At 66.6% G+C, this 15,611-nt stretch carries 14 protein-coding genes and 1 tRNA gene; 6 read left to right on the top strand and 9 right to left on the bottom strand.

Going from position 1 to position 15,611, the window contains the following annotated elements; genetic code table 11:
- Positions 1 to 114: 114 nt before the first annotated feature.
- Positions 115 to 3,138, top strand: coding sequence for a PAS domain S-box protein (locus tag Q368_RS23015; RefSeq protein WP_084158705.1), 3,024 nt, complete (start codon positions 115 to 117; stop codon positions 3,136 to 3,138).
- On the opposite strand, the gene Q368_RS0107040 is transcribed toward Q368_RS23015, so the two are convergent.
- The 5 genes from Q368_RS0107040 to Q368_RS0107020 all read right to left on the bottom strand — a co-directional run bounded on the left by Q368_RS0107040 (position 3,135) and on the right by Q368_RS0107020 (position 7,332).
- Positions 3,135 to 4,280, bottom strand: coding sequence for a DUF459 domain-containing protein (locus Q368_RS0107040; RefSeq protein ID WP_029458444.1), 1,146 nt, complete (start codon positions 4,278 to 4,280; stop codon positions 3,135 to 3,137). The genes Q368_RS23015 and Q368_RS0107040 overlap by 4 nt on opposite strands.
- Positions 4,255 to 5,418, bottom strand: a complete 1,164-nt coding sequence (locus tag Q368_RS0107035; RefSeq protein ID WP_029458443.1) for an SGNH/GDSL hydrolase family protein — start codon at positions 5,416 to 5,418, stop codon at positions 4,255 to 4,257. Before Q368_RS0107035 ends, Q368_RS0107040 begins: the two co-directional genes overlap by 26 nt.
- 51 nt (positions 5,419 to 5,469) lie before the next feature.
- The gene (locus Q368_RS0107030) at positions 5,470 to 6,255 is read right to left on the bottom strand and encodes an SGNH/GDSL hydrolase family protein (RefSeq protein ID WP_043785319.1); all 786 of its coding nucleotides are present in this window, start codon (positions 6,253 to 6,255) and stop codon (positions 5,470 to 5,472) included.
- A 121-nt stretch (positions 6,256 to 6,376) separates the two neighbouring features.
- Positions 6,377 to 6,453 (bottom strand) — tRNA-Met (locus Q368_RS0107025).
- Positions 6,454 to 6,525: 72 nt separating this feature from the next.
- Positions 6,526 to 7,332, bottom strand: coding sequence for an undecaprenyl-diphosphate phosphatase (locus Q368_RS0107020; RefSeq protein WP_029458441.1), 807 nt, complete (start codon positions 7,330 to 7,332; stop codon positions 6,526 to 6,528).
- 111 nt (positions 7,333 to 7,443) lie between these two features.
- Here Q368_RS0107020 and Q368_RS0107015 point away from each other — a divergent pair, with 111 nt between their 5' ends.
- On the top strand, positions 7,444 to 7,635 hold the full coding sequence (locus Q368_RS0107015) for a hypothetical protein (protein WP_029458440.1): 192 nt from the start codon (positions 7,444 to 7,446) through the stop codon (positions 7,633 to 7,635).
- Here Q368_RS0107015 and yihA read toward each other — a convergent pair.
- On the bottom strand, positions 7,604 to 8,233 hold the full coding sequence (yihA, locus tag Q368_RS0107010) for a ribosome biogenesis GTP-binding protein YihA/YsxC (protein ID WP_029458439.1): 630 nt from the start codon (positions 8,231 to 8,233) through the stop codon (positions 7,604 to 7,606). The two genes, Q368_RS0107015 and yihA, sit on opposite strands and share 32 nt — an antisense overlap.
- Positions 8,234 to 8,306: 73 nt before the next feature.
- On the opposite strand from yihA, the gene Q368_RS0107005 reads away from it, so the two are divergent.
- From Q368_RS0107005 to lolA, 4 genes are all read left to right on the top strand, one after another.
- Entirely contained in the window at positions 8,307 to 8,780 is a 474-nt protein-coding gene (locus tag Q368_RS0107005; RefSeq protein WP_029458438.1) for a type II 3-dehydroquinate dehydratase, read from the top strand.
- A gap of 10 nt (positions 8,781 to 8,790) precedes the next feature.
- Entirely contained in the window at positions 8,791 to 9,348 is a 558-nt protein-coding gene (gene efp, locus Q368_RS0107000) for an elongation factor P (RefSeq protein WP_029458437.1), read from the top strand.
- A 72-nt stretch (positions 9,349 to 9,420) separates the two neighbouring features.
- Positions 9,421 to 11,910, top strand: a complete 2,490-nt coding sequence (locus Q368_RS0106995; protein ID WP_029458436.1) for a DNA translocase FtsK — start codon at positions 9,421 to 9,423, stop codon at positions 11,908 to 11,910.
- A 227-nt stretch (positions 11,911 to 12,137) separates the two neighbouring features.
- Positions 12,138 to 12,797: an outer membrane lipoprotein periplasmic chaperone LolA gene (gene lolA, locus Q368_RS0106990; protein WP_029458435.1), complete on the top strand. Its 660-nt coding sequence runs from the start codon at positions 12,138 to 12,140 to the stop codon at positions 12,795 to 12,797.
- A gap of 18 nt (positions 12,798 to 12,815) precedes the next feature.
- Here lolA and Q368_RS0106985 read toward each other — a convergent pair whose 3' ends face one another.
- The 3 genes from Q368_RS0106985 to yedF form a co-directional block, all read right to left on the bottom strand.
- Positions 12,816 to 13,685, bottom strand: coding sequence for a pseudouridine synthase (locus tag Q368_RS0106985; RefSeq protein WP_052360068.1), 870 nt, complete (start codon positions 13,683 to 13,685; stop codon positions 12,816 to 12,818).
- A 21-nt stretch (positions 13,686 to 13,706) separates the two neighbouring features.
- On the bottom strand, positions 13,707 to 14,843 hold the full coding sequence (locus Q368_RS0106980) for a sensor histidine kinase (protein WP_029458433.1): 1,137 nt from the start codon (positions 14,841 to 14,843) through the stop codon (positions 13,707 to 13,709).
- A gap of 120 nt (positions 14,844 to 14,963) precedes the next feature.
- Positions 14,964 to 15,575 carry a sulfurtransferase-like selenium metabolism protein YedF gene (gene yedF / locus Q368_RS0106975; protein WP_029458432.1) on the bottom strand — a complete coding sequence of 204 codons (612 nt, stop codon included), beginning with the start codon at positions 15,573 to 15,575 and terminating at the stop codon, positions 14,964 to 14,966.
- Between the last annotated feature and the right edge of the window lie 36 nt (positions 15,576 to 15,611).

Here is a 15,611-nt window from a genome sequence, read left to right as displayed (position 1 = left end):
GCTTTTGTTTTTCGGGATACGCTGGTAGATTCTGTCAGACTGGCGGTGTGGCCTTGCGTAGAGCAACCCTTTCTCCCGGATTGTCTCGGGCGGCGACAGAGGACGGACAGCGTCATGGAGCCGATTTCCAAAACCGTGTTTTTAGGACTGGTCAACAACGCCGCCCTGCTCCTCGCTCTGGCGTTTCTCTACGATTCCTTCACGCGGGCGGAAATCGGTCACCCTTCCTGGCGAAAGCGCGTCCTGGCCGGACTGTGCCTCGGCGGCATGGCCATGGCCGTGATGCTCAACCCCTGGGAGCTGCGGGCGGGCCTGTTCTTCGATACCCGATCCATTCTCCTCGGCGTGGCCGGCCTTTTCTTCGGTGTCCTGCCCACGGTCGTGGCCATGGTCATGGCCGCGTCGCTGCGCCTGGTCCAGGGCGGCCTCGGGGTGTACATGGGCCTGGCCACGACGGTCGTTTCCGGTTGTTGCGGCCTGGCCTGGAGGCGTTGGGGCGTCAGGGAGCTGGCCGGGCTTACCCCGTGGAATCTCCTGGCGTTCGGCGTCGTGCTCCACGTCTTCGTGCTGGCCTGCACCTTCCTGTTGCCGTTTCCCGTCGCCCGCGAAACGCTGGAAATGGTGGCCCTGCCGATGCTCGCCCTGTATCCGCCGCTTACGGTCGCGTTGGGACTGTTGCTGGTACGCCGCCTGACGCGCAACCGCCTGCTTTCCCGCCTTGTCGAGAGCGAATCGCGCTATCAGAGCCTTTTCGAGAACAACCATGCCGCCATGCTGTTGATCGATCCCGAAACGGGAGCCATCGCTGACGCCAACCCTTCGGCCTGCGCCTACTACGGCTGGACGCGCGAGGAGATCAGGCAACGGCGCATGGCGGACATCAACACGAGGCCGGCCCATGAGGTCCGCGCGGCCATGGCGGAAGCCCAAAGTGGCCGCAAACGCACCTTCGAGTTCCGGCACAGGCTCGCCGACGGCCGCATGCGCGACGTGAACGTCTATTCCGGCCCGATCCGGCTTGACGACCGCATCCTGCTCTATTCCATCGTCATGGACGTCACCGACCGCCAGGAGGCGCTCCGTCGCTTGGTCGCAAGCGAAAAGCGTTTCCGCCTGTTGGTGGAAAACGCCCCGTTCGGCATCTTCGTGCAGACGCGGGGCGTCTTCGCCTACGTTAATCCCGGGGCGCGAGAACTCTTCGGCGTGCCGGTTCCTGGCGGGTTGCTCGGCACGCCCGTGCTGGAACGGGTCGCGCCGGCGTACCGCGACAAGGTCCTGGCCCGCATCCGTCGTCTCAACGAGGACCGGCTTGCGGTGCCCATGAGCGAGCATACCATGCTGCGCCTGGACGGGGGGCAATTCATCGCCGATGTGGCGGCCGTGCCGGTGGATTGGGACGGAGACGATGGCGCTCTGGTGTTTTTCCGCGACGTCACGGACCGCAGGCGCAAAGAGGAGCAGGTGCGCGCCAGCGAAGCCCGGATGAAGAGCCTTTTCGCGGTGACGCAGATGGAGGCGGCTTCCCTCGATGCCCTGTTCGCCCATGTCGCGGCGCAAGCCGGGCTTTTGACCGAAAGCCGTTACGGCTGCCTGTTCGTGCGCGGCGAGACGGACGGCGGGCTGCAGCTCGCCGCCTCGTGCGGCGAGGCGGCCTGCCGGGGACTTTGGGAAGGCGGGCCCCAGGATCTGGAAGCGCTGGGGCAATGGCTGGAAGCGGTGCGCCTGCGCCGTCCCGTGATCGTGCCGGGAGCAGGTGAGGGCGGAACAGCCGGCCAGGCCTTGTGCGTGCCTGCCGTGGCCGGGGATGCGGTGGCCGCGCTGTTGGTCCTGGTCGGCAAGCCCGAGCCGTACGGCGAATCGGACATTCATTTCGCCGCGCTGCTCATGGACACGGTCTGGCGCATGGTCGCCAGGCGTCGCGACGCGGCCGCGCTGCTTGCGGCCAAGGAGGCGGCGGAAAAGGCCAGCCGGGTGAAAAGCGAGTTTCTGGCCAACATGAGCCACGAACTGCGTACCCCGTTAAACGGCATTCACGGCATGACGCAACTGCTGGTCGCCACGGCGCTGACGGCGGAGCAGCGCCAATACGTGGACGCCTCGCTGGTCTCCTGTCGCCGCCTGACGCATCTTTTAAGCGACATCCTGGACCTGTCGCGGGTGGAGTCGGGCAAACTCGACCTCGAGAACGAGCCGTTTCGGCTCGCCGACCTGCTGGCCGCGGTCACGGCCGCCTTTGAGCCGGCCTGCCTGGAAGCGGGGCTGTCCTGGGATGTCGCCGGCGATGCCGGCGTTCCGGAAATGCTTTGCGGCGACGAGGGCCGTGTGCGGCAGATCCTCTACAATCTCGTCGGCAACGCCGTGAAATTCACGCGCCAGGGCGGGGTGCGCCTTACGGTCTGGGCCGCGCCCACGGACGCCTCGGGCGCGGGGAGCGTGCTGTTCACCGTAGCCGACACCGGGGTCGGCATCCCGGCCGAGGAATTGGAGGCCGTGTTCGAGGCCTTCCACCAGGTGGAGCGCTCCTTTTCACGGCGTTTTCAGGGCGCGGGGCTGGGGCTTGCCATCGTGCGCCGGCTCGTGGGGCTCATGGGCGGGGTCGTGACCATGGAGAGCGAGGTCGGCGCGGGAACGTACTGCATGTGCGCCCTGCCGCTCGTACACGGCAAGAGCCAGCAAGCGAGGCCGGCACAGGTCACGGCGTCCGGGGTGCCCATCGTGGCCGGGCGACGGCTGCTCGTGGCCGAGGACGACGCGATCAGCGCCCTGGCCGTGCGGCGCATCCTGGAAAAAGACGGCCACAGCGTGCTCGTGGCCAAGGATGGCGGGGAGGCCGTGGAGCTGGCCAAGGCCTACCGGCCGGACCTCATCCTGATGGATGTGGGCATGCCGGTGCTCGACGGCGTGGAAGCGGCGCGCACCATCCGCGAGGCCGCGGCCCGGGAGGGACGGCCGCGCATTCCCATCATCGCGCTCACGGCCCATGCCATGGCCGGGGACCGCGAGGCGCTGCTTGCCGCGGGTATGGACGGCTATCTCGCCAAACCCGTGGAACATGAAGCGCTGCTCGCCGCCGTACGGACGCATTTCGCCGGGGCCGTCGCCGCGGAGCAGGCGGCCGCGATGTCCCAGGCGCGCTAGCGTTTTCGCTTGATTGGGATGCGCAGCTCCTGCCCGAGGGACAGGCGGGTCGAGTCCACGCTGGGATTGACCGCGGTCAGGTCGGCCGCGGGCACGCCGAGTTTCCGGGCGATGCCGAGGATGGTGTCGCCTTTTTTTACCGCATAGGTCTTCCGGCTGGGTTTGGCCTTGGAGACGGGCGGTTCCCGGGCCGGTTCCGGCGTTGCCTCGGCCAGGGGGCGCAGGTCCCGGGCGTAAGCGCGCAGTTCGTCCGCGCCGGCGCTCGGGGGCAGTTTCTCGCCGGCGGCCACGGCGGCCAGGGTCACGCCGGCAAGCAACTTCGCGCCGCTTTCGGTCATGTGCACGCCGTCCGGCGTGCGCAACAGCACGGCGTCGCCGGTGGCCGCGTCGCGGCCGTGGCGGGTGAAGCGGCCCGAAGGGTCGGAAAAGGGGGCCTGCGTGTCCACGAAGCGGCAGCCGCCCGTGGCGGCGCACATGCCGGACAGGGCCGCGTTGACCTGTTTGGCCCCGACCGCCAGCGACGCTTCGCCCATGGACGGCACGCCGATCCAGTAGATGCGCACGGCCGGGTTGGCCGCGCGGCAGATCTCCACCAGTTCCCTGGCCTTGGCCGCATACGCCTCGACCCAGGCCGGGTTGTCGAAATAGATGCGTGATCCGTCCGGGCCTTCCACGGGCATGACGTCGTTGGCCCCGAGCATGATGACCACGATGTCCGGGGTTTCCCGGGCCATGTGCTCGCGCAGGCGTGCCGGCCAGTCGAGGAGTTCGGGGCGGGTCAGGCCCGTGGACTTGGTGCCGTCGCGGCTGAAGTCGAGGCCGGGTGTGCCGGTAAGCGCCCGTTCGAGCTGTTCGCCGAGGCTGATGGACAACGAATCGCCGACAACCAGGAGCTTTCGCGCCGTGGCGGTGCGGTGCGGTTTGGGGGCGCGGCGGGAAAAGACGTCTGTGGGCGCGAGGTCGGCGTGCTGCGGGGGGGGCGTTTCGTTGCCGTCGCCGTTGCAGGCGGCCCCGAGCAGGCACAGGCCGCACAGCGCGCAGGCCAGGACGAAACGGCCTGTTCGGGAGCGGGACGGACCGTCCCGGCGGAAGCGGCCGGCAAGCATGGCGCGCCCGTTACGGGGCGCGCAGGGAAGAGGCATGGGACGTATCCGGGGTTTTGGGCCGCAGTTCCATTTCCTTGGCCAGGGTGGCCAGGAAGGACTGGGCCAGGATGTCGCCGCCGGCGACCGTGAAGTGGACCTTGTCGTTGGCGCGGACCTTGATCTTGACGCCCTTGTCGTTGGGCAGAAACGTCGAATAGTTGCCCTGCGCATCGGTCAGCAGCGACCAGGTGTCCAGGAACCGGCTCGTGGCAAACCGCCCGCATTCGGTCTTGACGATGTCGTTCATGACCTCGGCCTGCTTGGCATAGGACGGATCGCCCATGATCGGCAGCCCGATCCAGTAGTTGCGGATGCCGCGTTGCTGCAACGCCTCCAGGAAATCCTCGACGCGCATGGAAAAGACCTCGGGCCAGGTCTTGTTCGTGCTTCCGGGCGGGCGCGGCTTTTCGTTGACGTTGATGTACTTGGCGTCATTGGCGCCCATCATGATGACCACGACGTCGGGCTTGTATTTGTCCAGGAACACGCGCAGGGCCTTGCCCCAGTCGTAGTACTTGGGATTGGCCAGGCCGCTCGAGACCTTGCCTTCCTCGATGAGCTGGACGTTTTCGAATTCGGCCATGCTGCGGCGCAGCGACAGCGACAGGCCGATAGCCAGCGAATCGCCGACAACCAGGAGCTTGCGCGACCCGGTGAGCTTCGCCTGGCCCAGGGCCGGACCGGCCTGGTCAGCGGCGGGAATCGCGGCCGCGTGCGTCTGGTCGGGTGTCGGGAGCACGTCTTCCGCAGCCTGGGACGGCTTGGGCGGGGCCAGGGCGGCGAGCAGGTCGTCGGTGTCCACGGGGATGTCGGGCTTGAGCACCGGCTGGTTGGGGTCCAGGCGGTTTTTGAGCGCCTGGATCTCGGCCTCGGTATTGGGCTCGTCGCGACAGGCCAGGGAGTTCTTGTAGGTTTCGTCGAAATACGGGGCGAGGGCGCAGTCGAGGGACCGCGACGCCGGGCCAAGCCCGGATTCGCGCCAGAGGTTGCGCGCCAGGCGCACCTGCCGGGCCAGTCCCGGAGCCGGGCCGTCGGCCAGATGGTCGTCCACCCACACCGAAACTTTTTCGATGTTGACCATGGCGGCGACGGCCAGGGCGATGACGTATACGAAACAGGCTTTTTTCCAGCTCATGGGCCGTGGCTTTGCTCGCGGGTTGTGGATGCGGATCGGGTCGTGACGGGATCAGCGGGGATCGGCCATGGCCATGACGATGCGGTCCGTCAGCAGGCGGCAGCCGGCGGTCGTGAAATGGACGCCGTCCTTGCCGCGCAGGGAGACGGCCTTGCCGGCCAGGGTTTTCTTGGGACAAAACCGGCCCGAGGCGTCGGCGAACAGGTCCCAGGAATCGATGAAACGGCAGGACCCGGCCGCGCCGCATGCCGTGCGCATGGCCTCGTTGGCGGTCCAGGCGCGCTGGCTGTAAGCCTTTTCGCGCATGGGCGGCAGGCCCACCCAGTAGACCGTCACGCCGTGTCCGGCGGCGATGTCCAGAAACCGTTTGGCCTTGGCCGAGAAGTCCTGGGCCCACTGCGGTGTGCCCCGACCGTTTTTGGCGTCGTTGCCGCCGAGCATGACCAGCAGGACGTCGGGCTTTTCCGCGTCGAGAAACGTCGCCAGTGCCTTTTCCCAGTCGTAGAACTGCGGCGAATTGAGCCCGCTCGAGACCTTGCCGCGGTTGGCCAGGGCGGCCTGGGACTTCTGCCCCAGCGACTGCGGCATGGTCAGGCCCAGGCCCTGGGCGAACGAGTCGCCAACAAGCAGGATCTTGTGCGGCTGCTTGCCCGAGCGCACCAGGAGGTCGGCGGCGGATTCGGCCGGGGCGGCAGCGGAGACCGCCTGCGCGGCCTTGGTCTTCCTGGCTAGGCCGGGCGTGGCCGCGACCAGGACGAAGGCCAGCGCCGCCACGAGGGCGAGGGCGGAAATCGTGCAGGGGAAAGCGCGCCGGAGCGGCAGCGGAACATGTCGCATCCAAGCGACCATAGTCGTGTCAGGCCGGTTTGTCCAGGATGGACGAAGGGGGGAGGTACGTTGCAACCGTCCGGAAATAAAAAAAGAAACCGGACTTGACGTCCGGTTTCCATGGAATTCTTGGTAGCGAGGGAGGGAATTGAACCCCCGACACTGCGGATATGAGCCGCATGCTCTAACCGTCTGAGCTACCTCGCCAGATGTCCCCGTCGGCGGAGAAACGCGTATTTAGACGTTTCTTGGGTTCTTGGCAAGCATTTTTTTGTGCGTCTAGAGTTGCCCCTTGGGCCAGAGCAGGAAAACCGCCGCGGCCAGCGCCAGCCGGTACCAGGCGAAGGGCCGCAAGGACACCCGCTTGACCAGGACGATGAACGTCTTGACCGCGACCAGGGCCGAGAGGAACGAGACCACGAAACCGATGCCGAGGATGCCCATGTCGTCGGCGGAAAAAAGCGCCGCGCTCTTGTAGAAGTCGTAGAGCGTGGCCGCAAACATCAGCGGCACGGCGGCGATGAACGAATATTCGGCGGCCAGGCTCCGCTTGGCCCCGAGCAGCATGCCGCCCATGATCGTCGCGGCCGAGCGCGAAAAACCCGGCCACAGGGCCAGGCACTGGAAGCAGCCGATGCCGAACGCCAGTCCCGGCGTCATTTCGTCGAGGGTGTAGAAACGGTCGCGTTTCTTGCGCGACTCCACCCAGAAGATCATGAGGGCACCGATGGCCAGCGCCAGGGCGACCGTCACCGGGCCGAACAGGTGCGCCTTGATCGTCTTGCGCGCGGCAAAGCCGACCAGCCCCGCCGGCAGCGAGGTGAGAAACAGCAGCCAGATGCCGCGCAATCCCGAAAAGGCGTGCAGCGCCTTGGGCGAGACGAGCCACCAGAAACGTTTCCAATACAGGACGAGCACAGCCAGGATGGCCCCGAGCTGGATGATGACGTCGAAGCTGTCGGCCTTGTCGCCGGTGAACCCGATGAGGTGGCCGACCAGGATGAGGTGGCCGGTGGAGGAAACGGGCAGGAATTCCGTGGCTCCCTCGACGAGGCCGAGGACGGTGGCGGCGATGGATTCGGTCATGACGGGCGCGTTCTCCGGGGACGGTTTGTCCCGGCGGTGCTATCCCACAGGCGGGCAAGTTGCAAGCGGGCGCGGCCTCGTGTATGCTTTGCGCTTGAGCAAGGAGGCCCGATGACCACCATCATGCCCCAGGGCGAGTTGTTGCGCCGCGCTGTCAAATGGATCGACAGCCAGCGCGAGTTGACGGGGGAGTCCGTGCCCGCGCTGATCAACAAGGCGGCCATGAATTTCAACTTGGGCCCCAAGGATGCGGAGTTCCTCGTCGGTTTTTTCAAGGAACGGGAGGAGACTCCCCGGAACTGAAGGCGGCTTCGGCCAGGACCCGGCACAGCGCTTCCCGGCCAAGGCCGGTCTTGCCGGAAAATAGGATCGGCGGGAAGGCGGGTCGCGCCAGCTCCCGCCACTCTTTTTTCCGGGCTTCCCGGTCGCGCTGCTTGCACTTGTCGGCCTTGGTCAACACCAGGATCAGGGGGATGCGCCGGTCGCGCAGCCAGTCGACCAGCTCCAAATCCAGGCGCTGGGGCGGCAGGCGGCAATCGACCAGGGCGGCCACGGCCCGCAACCGGTCGGTCTTGCGCAGGTAGGCCTCGATGAGCTTGGCCCATTTCTCCCGCTCCTCCATGGAACAGCGGGCGTAGCCGTAGCCCGGCAGATCGACCAGGCAATAACCGGTGGTCCGGGACTGGTAGAAGTTGAGGCTGCGGGTCTTGCCGGGCGTGGCGCTGATCTTGGCCAGGCCCTTGCGGCCGGCCAGGCAGTTGACCAGCGTCGATTTGCCGACATTGGAACGGCCGGCCAGGGCGATCTGCGGCGCAGCGGGCGCCGGCAGTTGCTCCGACAGAAAGGCCGTGGTGAGAAGCTCCAGGTCCAGTTCCGTTCTCTGTTGCGCCGTGGTATCCATTGCGGCGTTGTGACCGGCTCCGCGCGCGCCGTCAAGGCCGGCGCTTCCGGGGCCTGACTTCAAGGAAGACAGTATGCGCAAGGTCAGACTGCTTGTGTTAAACGGCCCCAACCTCGGCTTCATCGGCGTGCGCCAGCCCGAGATCTACGGGCGCCGCACCATAGAGGACCTCCCGGACATGGTGGCCGAGATGCTCGGCCCGGACGCCGCGAGCCTCGAACTGCAATTCCACCAGGCCAACAGCGAAGGGCACTGCATCGACCGGCTGGAACAGGCCTGGAAGGACGGCCTCGACGGCGTCGTGCTCAACGCCGGGGCCTACACCCATACGAGCCTGGCCCTGGCCGACTGCCTGGCCTGGATCGGCATCCCCTGCGTCGAGGTCCACATCTCCAATATCTTCGCCCGCACCGACGAGCCGCTTAGGCAAAAAAGCATCATCGGCAGAAACTGCATCGGCTGCATCGCCGGTTTCGGACTCACCGGATACGCCCTGGCCGTCCTGGCCCTGTGGCGGCACATCACCGACAATCCAAACTTCATGTGAAGGAGCGACAATGCTTTCGACCACCGACTTCCGCCGGGGACTGAAAATCGAAATGGACGGCGTGCCCTATGAAATCGTCGATTTCCTGCACGTCAAGCCGGGCAAGGGCGGGGCGTTCATCCGCACCAAGCTCAAGAACATGATCAACGGCCGGGTCGTGGAAAACACGTTCCGGTCCGGCGAAAAGATGGTCAAGCCCGACCTCGAGAGCAAGGAGATGCAGTACCTCTACCGCGAGGGCGAGGAATACGTCTTCATGGACATGGAGAGCTACGAGCAGCTGCATGTGGGCGCGGGGCCGCTCGGCGAGAAAGGCGGCTACCTCAAGGACGGCATGGAGCTCAAGATGCTGCTCTACAAGGGCGCGCCCCTGGACGTGGACCTGCCGGCCTCGGTCGTGCTCGAAATCAAGGACACCGAGCCCGGGGTCAAGGGCGACACGGTCAGCGGCGCGACCAAGCCGGCCGTGGTCGAAACGGGCATCACGGTCCTTGTGCCGCTTTTCATCAACACCGGTGACAAGATCAAGGTGGACACCCGCACGGGCGGCTACATCGGCAGGGAATAGCGTCGCGCCCGCAAGAAACGACCGTGTTTTTTGCCGAGCGCCACGCGAAAGCCTGCTCCCTGAAGCGCAATAATGGGAACTGCCGCACGCACTAATGGCAAGGACGCCGGAAAGGGCGGACAGCCGGGCTTCCGGGTCACCCGGGAGATCGTGGGACTGGCCGCCTTTTTCCTGGCCGTTTTTCTCTGCGTCGCCCTGTACACGTACAATGCGGGCGACCCGGGATTCAACCAATCCGTTTCGGCCCGCCACGGCGTGGCCAACAAGGCCGGGCTGGTCGGGGCCTACCTCGGCGGCCTGCTCGCCGAATCCTTCGGCGTCTGGGCCTACCTCATCCCCTGCTGGATCGTCTGGCGCAGCCTGCGCCTGTTCGCGCCGTGCCTGAAATTGCCGTTCTGGCGCGGGGCCGGGGCCTTTTTCCTGTCCCTGGTCCTGCTCGCCTTTCTCGGATCGTCCTGGGGCCTTTTCGGCCTGGGTCTCGGCAATGTCCGGGGCGGGGGCGGGGTCGGCAGGGCGCTTTTTGAATTCTTCAACCATTACTTGAGCGCTTTCGGGGCCTACTTTTTCCTGGGCTGCGCCATGGTGGCCGCGGTGCAGCTGACCTTCGGCCTGACCTGGAGCAATTTCTGGCAGCCGGTCATGGCCGTCCTCAACGAGCAGTGCTGGCGCTGTCTCGACGCCTGGAGCGCCTGGCGCGAACGCCGCGCCGAGGCCAGGGCGGAGCGGGAAGCGCAGCGTCCGGCCAAGCCCCGCGCCCCCGAGCCGGAACCCGAGCCCGAATTCGAGCTCGACGGTGAGGAGATTGCGCCGGCGGCCAAGCCCAAGGCGCGCCCCGCGCGCGAAAAGGCCAAGGCGGCCAAGGACCCGGAGACGACCGTCGCGCCGGCGGCCAAGCCCGTGCCTGTCGCGGCCCCGGCCAAGGAACCGACCGAGGCCGTGGACCGCTTCCTCGATGCCATCGTGCACCAGGTGCGCACGGACGGGCCCGCGCCAAAGGCCGGCGCGAAACCCGCGCACGAGGACCCCTCGCCCATGCAGAACGTGGCCCCGGCCCCCGCAAAACCGGCCGCGCCGAAACCGGCCAGACCCGCGCCCAGGCCCGCAGCCAAATCCGGCGACATGATACCGACGCTTGACCTGCTCAGCGTGCCGCCCGCGACCGGCAACGCGCCCGTCGATCCCGAGGTCTGCCGCCGGCAGGCCGAGAGCCTCATCACCTGCCTCAATGACTTCGGCATCCAGGGCGAGGTCATGCGCGTGGTGCCCGGGCCGGTCGTCACCATGTTCGAGGTCAAGCCCGCGCCCGGTGTCAAGATCAGCCGCATCGTCGGGCTTTCCGTGGACCTGGCCCTGGCCATGAAGGCTTTGGCCGTGCGCATCGAAGGTCCCATCCCGGGCAAGGACACGGTGGGCGTCGAGATCCCCAACGCCAAGCGCCAGACCGTCTATTTCCGCGAGGTGCTCGACACCGAGGCCTTCCGCGCTTCGCCGTCCAAACTGACGCTCGCCATCGGCAAGGACATCCAGGGCCGGCCGCAGGTGGCGGACCTCGCACGCATGCCGCACCTGCTCGTGGCCGGCGCCACGGGTTCGGGCAAGAGCGTGTGCATCAACGGCATCCTGCTCTCGATCCTCTACAAGGCCACACCCGACGAGGTGAAGCTCCTGCTCGTCGATCCTAAGCGCATCGAGCTTTCCGTCTACAACGACCTGCCCCACCTCGTGCACCCGGTCGTGACCGAGACGGCCATGGCCAAATCCGCCCTGGACTGGGCCGTGGCCGAGATGGACAGGCGCTACGAGGCCATGGCGCTCCTCGGCGTGCGCAACATCGCCGGCTACAACGAAAAGCTCGAGAAAATGGGCGACAAGCGGCCCGACGAACTGGCCGGGCTCGAGCCCTTGCCCTACCTCGTCATCGTCATCGACGAGCTGGCCGACCTCATGATGACCGCGGCCAAGGAAGTGGAAGTCAGCATCGTGCGCCTGGCCCAGCTGGCCCGCGCCGCCGGCATCCACCTGATCCTGGCCACCCAGCGCCCGAGCGTGGACGTGGTCACGGGGCTGATCAAGGCCAACTTCCCCACGCGCATCGCCTTCCAGGTGACGAGCAAGCACGATTCGCGCACCATCCTCGATGCCGTGGGCGCGGAATACCTGCTGGGGCGCGGCGACATGCTCTTTAAACCCAGCGGTGGCAAGACCGTGCGCATGCACGGGGCCTTTGTCTCCGACGAGGAAACCGCCGCTGTGGTCGAACACTGGAAGAGCCACGCCGCGCCGAGCTACCGCCTCGATTTCAGCGAATGGCAGAAGGACGGCAACGGCGGCGGAGGGGAACTCGGCGGCGAAGGCGGCGACGACACCGCTTCCGACGCGGTCTACCCGCAGGCCGTGGAATTCGTCATGGAGCAGGGCAAGGCCTCCATTTCGCTCATCCAGCGGCGCTTCCGCATCGGCTTCAACCGGGCCGCCCGCTTTATCGAACAAATGGAGCGCGACGGCCTCCTCGGCCCCCAGGAAGGCAGCAAGCCCCGGTCGGTTATTCGGAACAAAGAGTAAAGAGTTTAGACCAATGCCTCCGGCGGCCAGGAGGGGCCGAGGGCCCCTCCTGGACCACCCCGAAAGGGGGGAGCGTAACAATAGTGGATAAAGGAACTATGGATAGTTTATCGGAGACGAGACGAGTGATGGAGACTGCATGCCGCGCGCAGGGTGACGCCCCCCGAGAAGGGATTCCAAAGGGCGGAGCCCTTTGGTCGCCGAAGGCATCCCTCCTGCCGCTTTTTATGGCCCTGTGCCTGCTCGCCCTCTGGGCCGCGCCGGCCATGGCCGTGGACGCGACGGAGCTCGCCGGGCGCATCCAGAAGAAGTACGCCACGATCAATGCCTTTTCCGCCAATTTCAGCCAGTCCATCCGCAACGCGGCCAGCGGCGACACGGAAAAGCGTTCCGGCTCCTTTCTATTCAAGAAGCCCGTGCTCGTGCGCTGGGAGACGCTCAAACCCGAAAAGGAACTGCTCATCGTCGGCAAGGATGCCGTCTGGGACTATTTCGAGGAGGACAAGGAGGCCTACCGCTACGCGGTGCAGGAGATCATCGGCTCCAAGACCATGTTGCGCTTCCTCACGGGCAAGGCCAACCTGACCGAGGATTTCCTGGTCGCCGCCGGCAAGCCCGGGGAGGCCGGGCCGGGACAGGCCGTGCTCCAACTCGCCCCGCGCGAACCCGAGCCCGGGCTCGTGCTGGCCAAGGTCTGGGTGGATTTGTCCACGGACATGATCGCCCGCATCTTCATCCAGGATTTCTACGCCAACACCAACGACCTGACCCTCGAAGGCGTGGTGGTCAATCCCAAGCTAGCGGATACGCTCTTCGCCTTCACCCCGCCCAGGGACGCCAAAGTCCACGACAACGTTCCGGTCAAGGGACACGACCTGCCCAAATAGCGCAAGAGACGTCCTGCCTTACCTGCCGCGCCGCACCCGGGACTGGGGTGCGGCGCGGTGTTTTTGTTGCGGCCGCTCCGCAGGGCGCGCGGTGATTTCGCGGACAGTCTGCGGGCGCGTCTCCGACCTTTCTCCATCGAGCCCCACGGCGCGGCGCAGGGCGGTCAATTCGCCGGCCGTGAGTTCCCGGCATTCCCCGGGCGGCAGTTCGCCCAAGGCGAGCGGCCCCTGGGCGACGCGTACGAGCTGCAGCACCGTGAGCTGCAAGTCGCGGCACATGCGCCGGACCTGGCGGTTGACGCCCTGGGAGAGTTCCATTTCCAGCACGAAGCGGTCCGGGCCGAGACGCTTGACGATGCGGGCCGGCACCGGCGCGAGCGCCTCGCCTTCGGCCAGGGTCATGCCCCGCGCCATGGCGTCGAGGGTGTTCTGACCGACCGCGCCGCGCACCGTGACCCGGTAGCGTTTGGCCACGTGCCAGCGCGGATGCGCCAGCCGGAAGGCCAGTTCGCCGTCGGTGGTGAGCAGGAGCAGCCCCTCGGAGAAGTAGTCGAGCCGCCCCACGGAGAAAAGCCGCCGCTTGCGAAAGCGCGCGGGCAGGGCGTCGAACACGGTGGGCCGGCCTTCGGGGTCGCGGGCCGTGGTCACGCAGCCCGGGCGCTTGTGCAGCATGAGCGTCAGGTTTCCGGCGTCGCGGCGCAGAGACACGGACTTGCCGTCCACGGCCAGGGCGTCGCGGCCGGGATCGACCTTGCGGCCCAGTTCCGTGACCACGGTCCCGTTGACCGTCACCCGCCCGGCGGCGATCAACGCGTCGGCCTGTCGCCGCGAGGTCACGCCGGCGTCGGCCAGGGCCTTGTTGAGGCGGATGGAGGCTGCTTCGTCCATGGGAAGGAAGAGGGGCGGCGCTTACGCCGGCAGCGTGATAAAAAAACGGGTGCCGGATTCGGGGGCGCTTTCGAAATCCACGTCGCCGCCCAGGCACTGGCGGGCGAACAGCCGCATGCTGTAGGTGCCGAAGCCCCGGCCCGAGCCCTTGGTGGAATAGCCTTTCTGGAACAGGCGCATTGCCGTTTCCCGGGGCAGCACGGCGTCGTTGTGGACCCACAGGGCCACGCTGCCGTCTCCTTGCCGCTCGCAGCCGAGGGTGACGGCTTCCCCGGGGCGCGAGGCTTCCAGGGCGTTTTTGATCATGTTGACCATCACGCGCTGCAGGATGCGCAGGTCGGTCGAAAAGCGCAGCGCCGGCGACGCAGGGTCGACGCGGATGGTCCGGGAGGCGTCGAAGGTGAATGACTGGCAGTAGGAGGCCAGGTAGGAAAGGACCTCGCGGGTGTCGCAGGAAGAAAAAGCCGGCGTGTATTCCTTCGTTTCGACGGAGAGGAAGTCCTGTTGCGTCTCGATGATGTTCTGGATGTCCTCGATGGCGCGGCGCAGCAGGTCCATGTCGGGCGTGAACCGGTCCGGCAGCTCCGGGGCGATGATTTCGTGGATGCCCTTGATGCCGGAGACGGCGTTCATGACGTCGTGGAAGAAGATGCGTTCAAAGGTGCGCAGGGCTTTTTCGTGGGCGATGTCGAGGATGGAATTGAGTACGAGCCGCTGGTCGCCCCGGTCCATGGGACAGGCCCAGACCTGCAGGTTCAGCGCATCGAGTTCGGTGACGTTTTTGCGGTTGATGGCGCATTCCTGGGTGGCGCGCTGGCCGCCGAGGCTTTTGACGATGGCGTTGGCCGCGCCGCAGTACTGGCAAAAGCGCGTGGTGCCGCACCCGCCTTTGCTCTCGAAGGCATGCAGGCAGCCCAGTGCCTCGCCCGGGCGTTTGCCGAGGACCGCTTCCGGGCTGTCGGCGTTGGCCAATGCCGCGAAGCGGGCGTTGGCGTAAACGATTTGCCGCGTATCATTGACGATGGCTATGGCCAGGGGCACGACGCCGAGGGACCACGCGGCCGGAGACTGCGCAATTTCCCGGGCGATTTCCAGGATGCGTTCCCGGCTGAGCCGTCGGGCCGGCAGATACTCTGTGGTCGGGCTTTCATCCTGCATGCGGCTTTCCACGGCTCCTGCGTCCGGACGTCGCCCGGCAGCGTCCGCGTACCATGAACGGGCGGCGCACAGCGGGCGTCGTGCAAAAGGGAAACGGCCGCCGGGCACCGGCCGTTCGGTTCAAATCTGGATGACCTTGTCCGCGAGAGCGAGGCTGGTGACCACATCGAGCATGTTGGTCGTCTCGCCGACCTCTTTCTTGTCCAGAATGCCGAAAAAGTCCAGACAGGTGCCGCAGACGAGAATGGAGACGCCCGAGGCGGCCAGTTCCTTGAGTTTGGCCAGGACCGGGCTGCCGGTCACGGCCAGCTTCACGCCGCCGTTGACCAGGATGATGCGCCACAGGCCTTCGCCAAGTTCGGGGAGGGTGTTCACGAAGTTGACCATGAGCTTGGCCCCGAGTTCGGGATCGCCCCGGCCCACGGTATCGGCGGTGATGAACACGGCCGTCCTGGGATTTTCCGCTGCCTGGCGCGGCGCGGGGGACGCGGGGGCCGGGACCGGTTGCGGGGCGTCGCCGGAGGCGGTGGCCGTCAGCGTGAAAAGCCCGTCGGCTTCTTGCGCCGCGACGGCGTAGCCGCGCATGCCGAGGAACCGGGTGACGTTTTCCTTGGCCGCCTGGTTGTCCACGGTGACGGTGAGGGTCTTGGGGGCCTCTTTTTCCACGCAATCCTTGCAGCGCAGCACAGGCCCGGGGCAGGCAAGTCCCCGGCAATCCAGCGTCGTGTCCATGGGTACTCCTTTTGCCGGAACATAGTCCCAGGGACG

Origin of the sequence: Solidesulfovibrio alcoholivorans DSM 5433 (assembly GCF_000702665.1) — a bacterium.
In the GTDB taxonomy this organism is placed as follows: domain Bacteria; phylum Desulfobacterota; class Desulfovibrionia; order Desulfovibrionales; family Desulfovibrionaceae; genus Solidesulfovibrio; species Solidesulfovibrio alcoholivorans.
This window is presented reverse-complemented; position numbering and strand designations above follow the sequence as displayed.

Bases quoted from the DNA above. Each gene is read 5' to 3' on its own strand.
- Q368_RS23015 (WP_084158705.1), top strand. From the start codon at position 115: ATGGAGCCGATTTCCAAAACCGTGTTTTTAGGACTGGTCAACAACGCC.
- Q368_RS0107020 (WP_029458441.1), bottom strand. From the start codon at position 7,332: ATGACCGAATCCATCGCCGCCACCGTCCTCGGCCTCGTCGAGGGAGCC.
- Q368_RS0106980 (WP_029458433.1), bottom strand. From the start codon at position 14,843: ATGCAGGATGAAAGCCCGACCACAGAGTATCTGCCGGCCCGACGGCTC.
- yedF (WP_029458432.1), bottom strand. From the start codon at position 15,575: ATGGACACGACGCTGGATTGCCGGGGACTTGCCTGCCCCGGGCCTGTG.
- Q368_RS0106985 (WP_052360068.1), bottom strand. From the start codon at position 13,685: ATGGACGAAGCAGCCTCCATCCGCCTCAACAAGGCCCTGGCCGACGCC.
- yihA (WP_029458439.1), bottom strand. From the start codon at position 8,233: ATGGATACCACGGCGCAACAGAGAACGGAACTGGACCTGGAGCTTCTC.
- Q368_RS0107035 (WP_029458443.1), bottom strand. From the start codon at position 5,418: ATGAGCTGGAAAAAAGCCTGTTTCGTATACGTCATCGCCCTGGCCGTC.
- Q368_RS0107015 (WP_029458440.1), top strand. From the start codon at position 7,444: ATGACCACCATCATGCCCCAGGGCGAGTTGTTGCGCCGCGCTGTCAAA.
- Q368_RS0107030 (WP_043785319.1), bottom strand. From the start codon at position 6,255: ATGCGACATGTTCCGCTGCCGCTCCGGCGCGCTTTCCCCTGCACGATT.
- Q368_RS0106995 (WP_029458436.1), top strand. From the start codon at position 9,421: ATGGGAACTGCCGCACGCACTAATGGCAAGGACGCCGGAAAGGGCGGA.
- lolA (WP_029458435.1), top strand. From the start codon at position 12,138: ATGGCCCTGTGCCTGCTCGCCCTCTGGGCCGCGCCGGCCATGGCCGTG.
- Q368_RS0107005 (WP_029458438.1), top strand. From the start codon at position 8,307: ATGCGCAAGGTCAGACTGCTTGTGTTAAACGGCCCCAACCTCGGCTTC.
- Q368_RS0107040 (WP_029458444.1), bottom strand. From the start codon at position 4,280: ATGCCTCTTCCCTGCGCGCCCCGTAACGGGCGCGCCATGCTTGCCGGC.
- efp (WP_029458437.1), top strand. From the start codon at position 8,791: ATGCTTTCGACCACCGACTTCCGCCGGGGACTGAAAATCGAAATGGAC.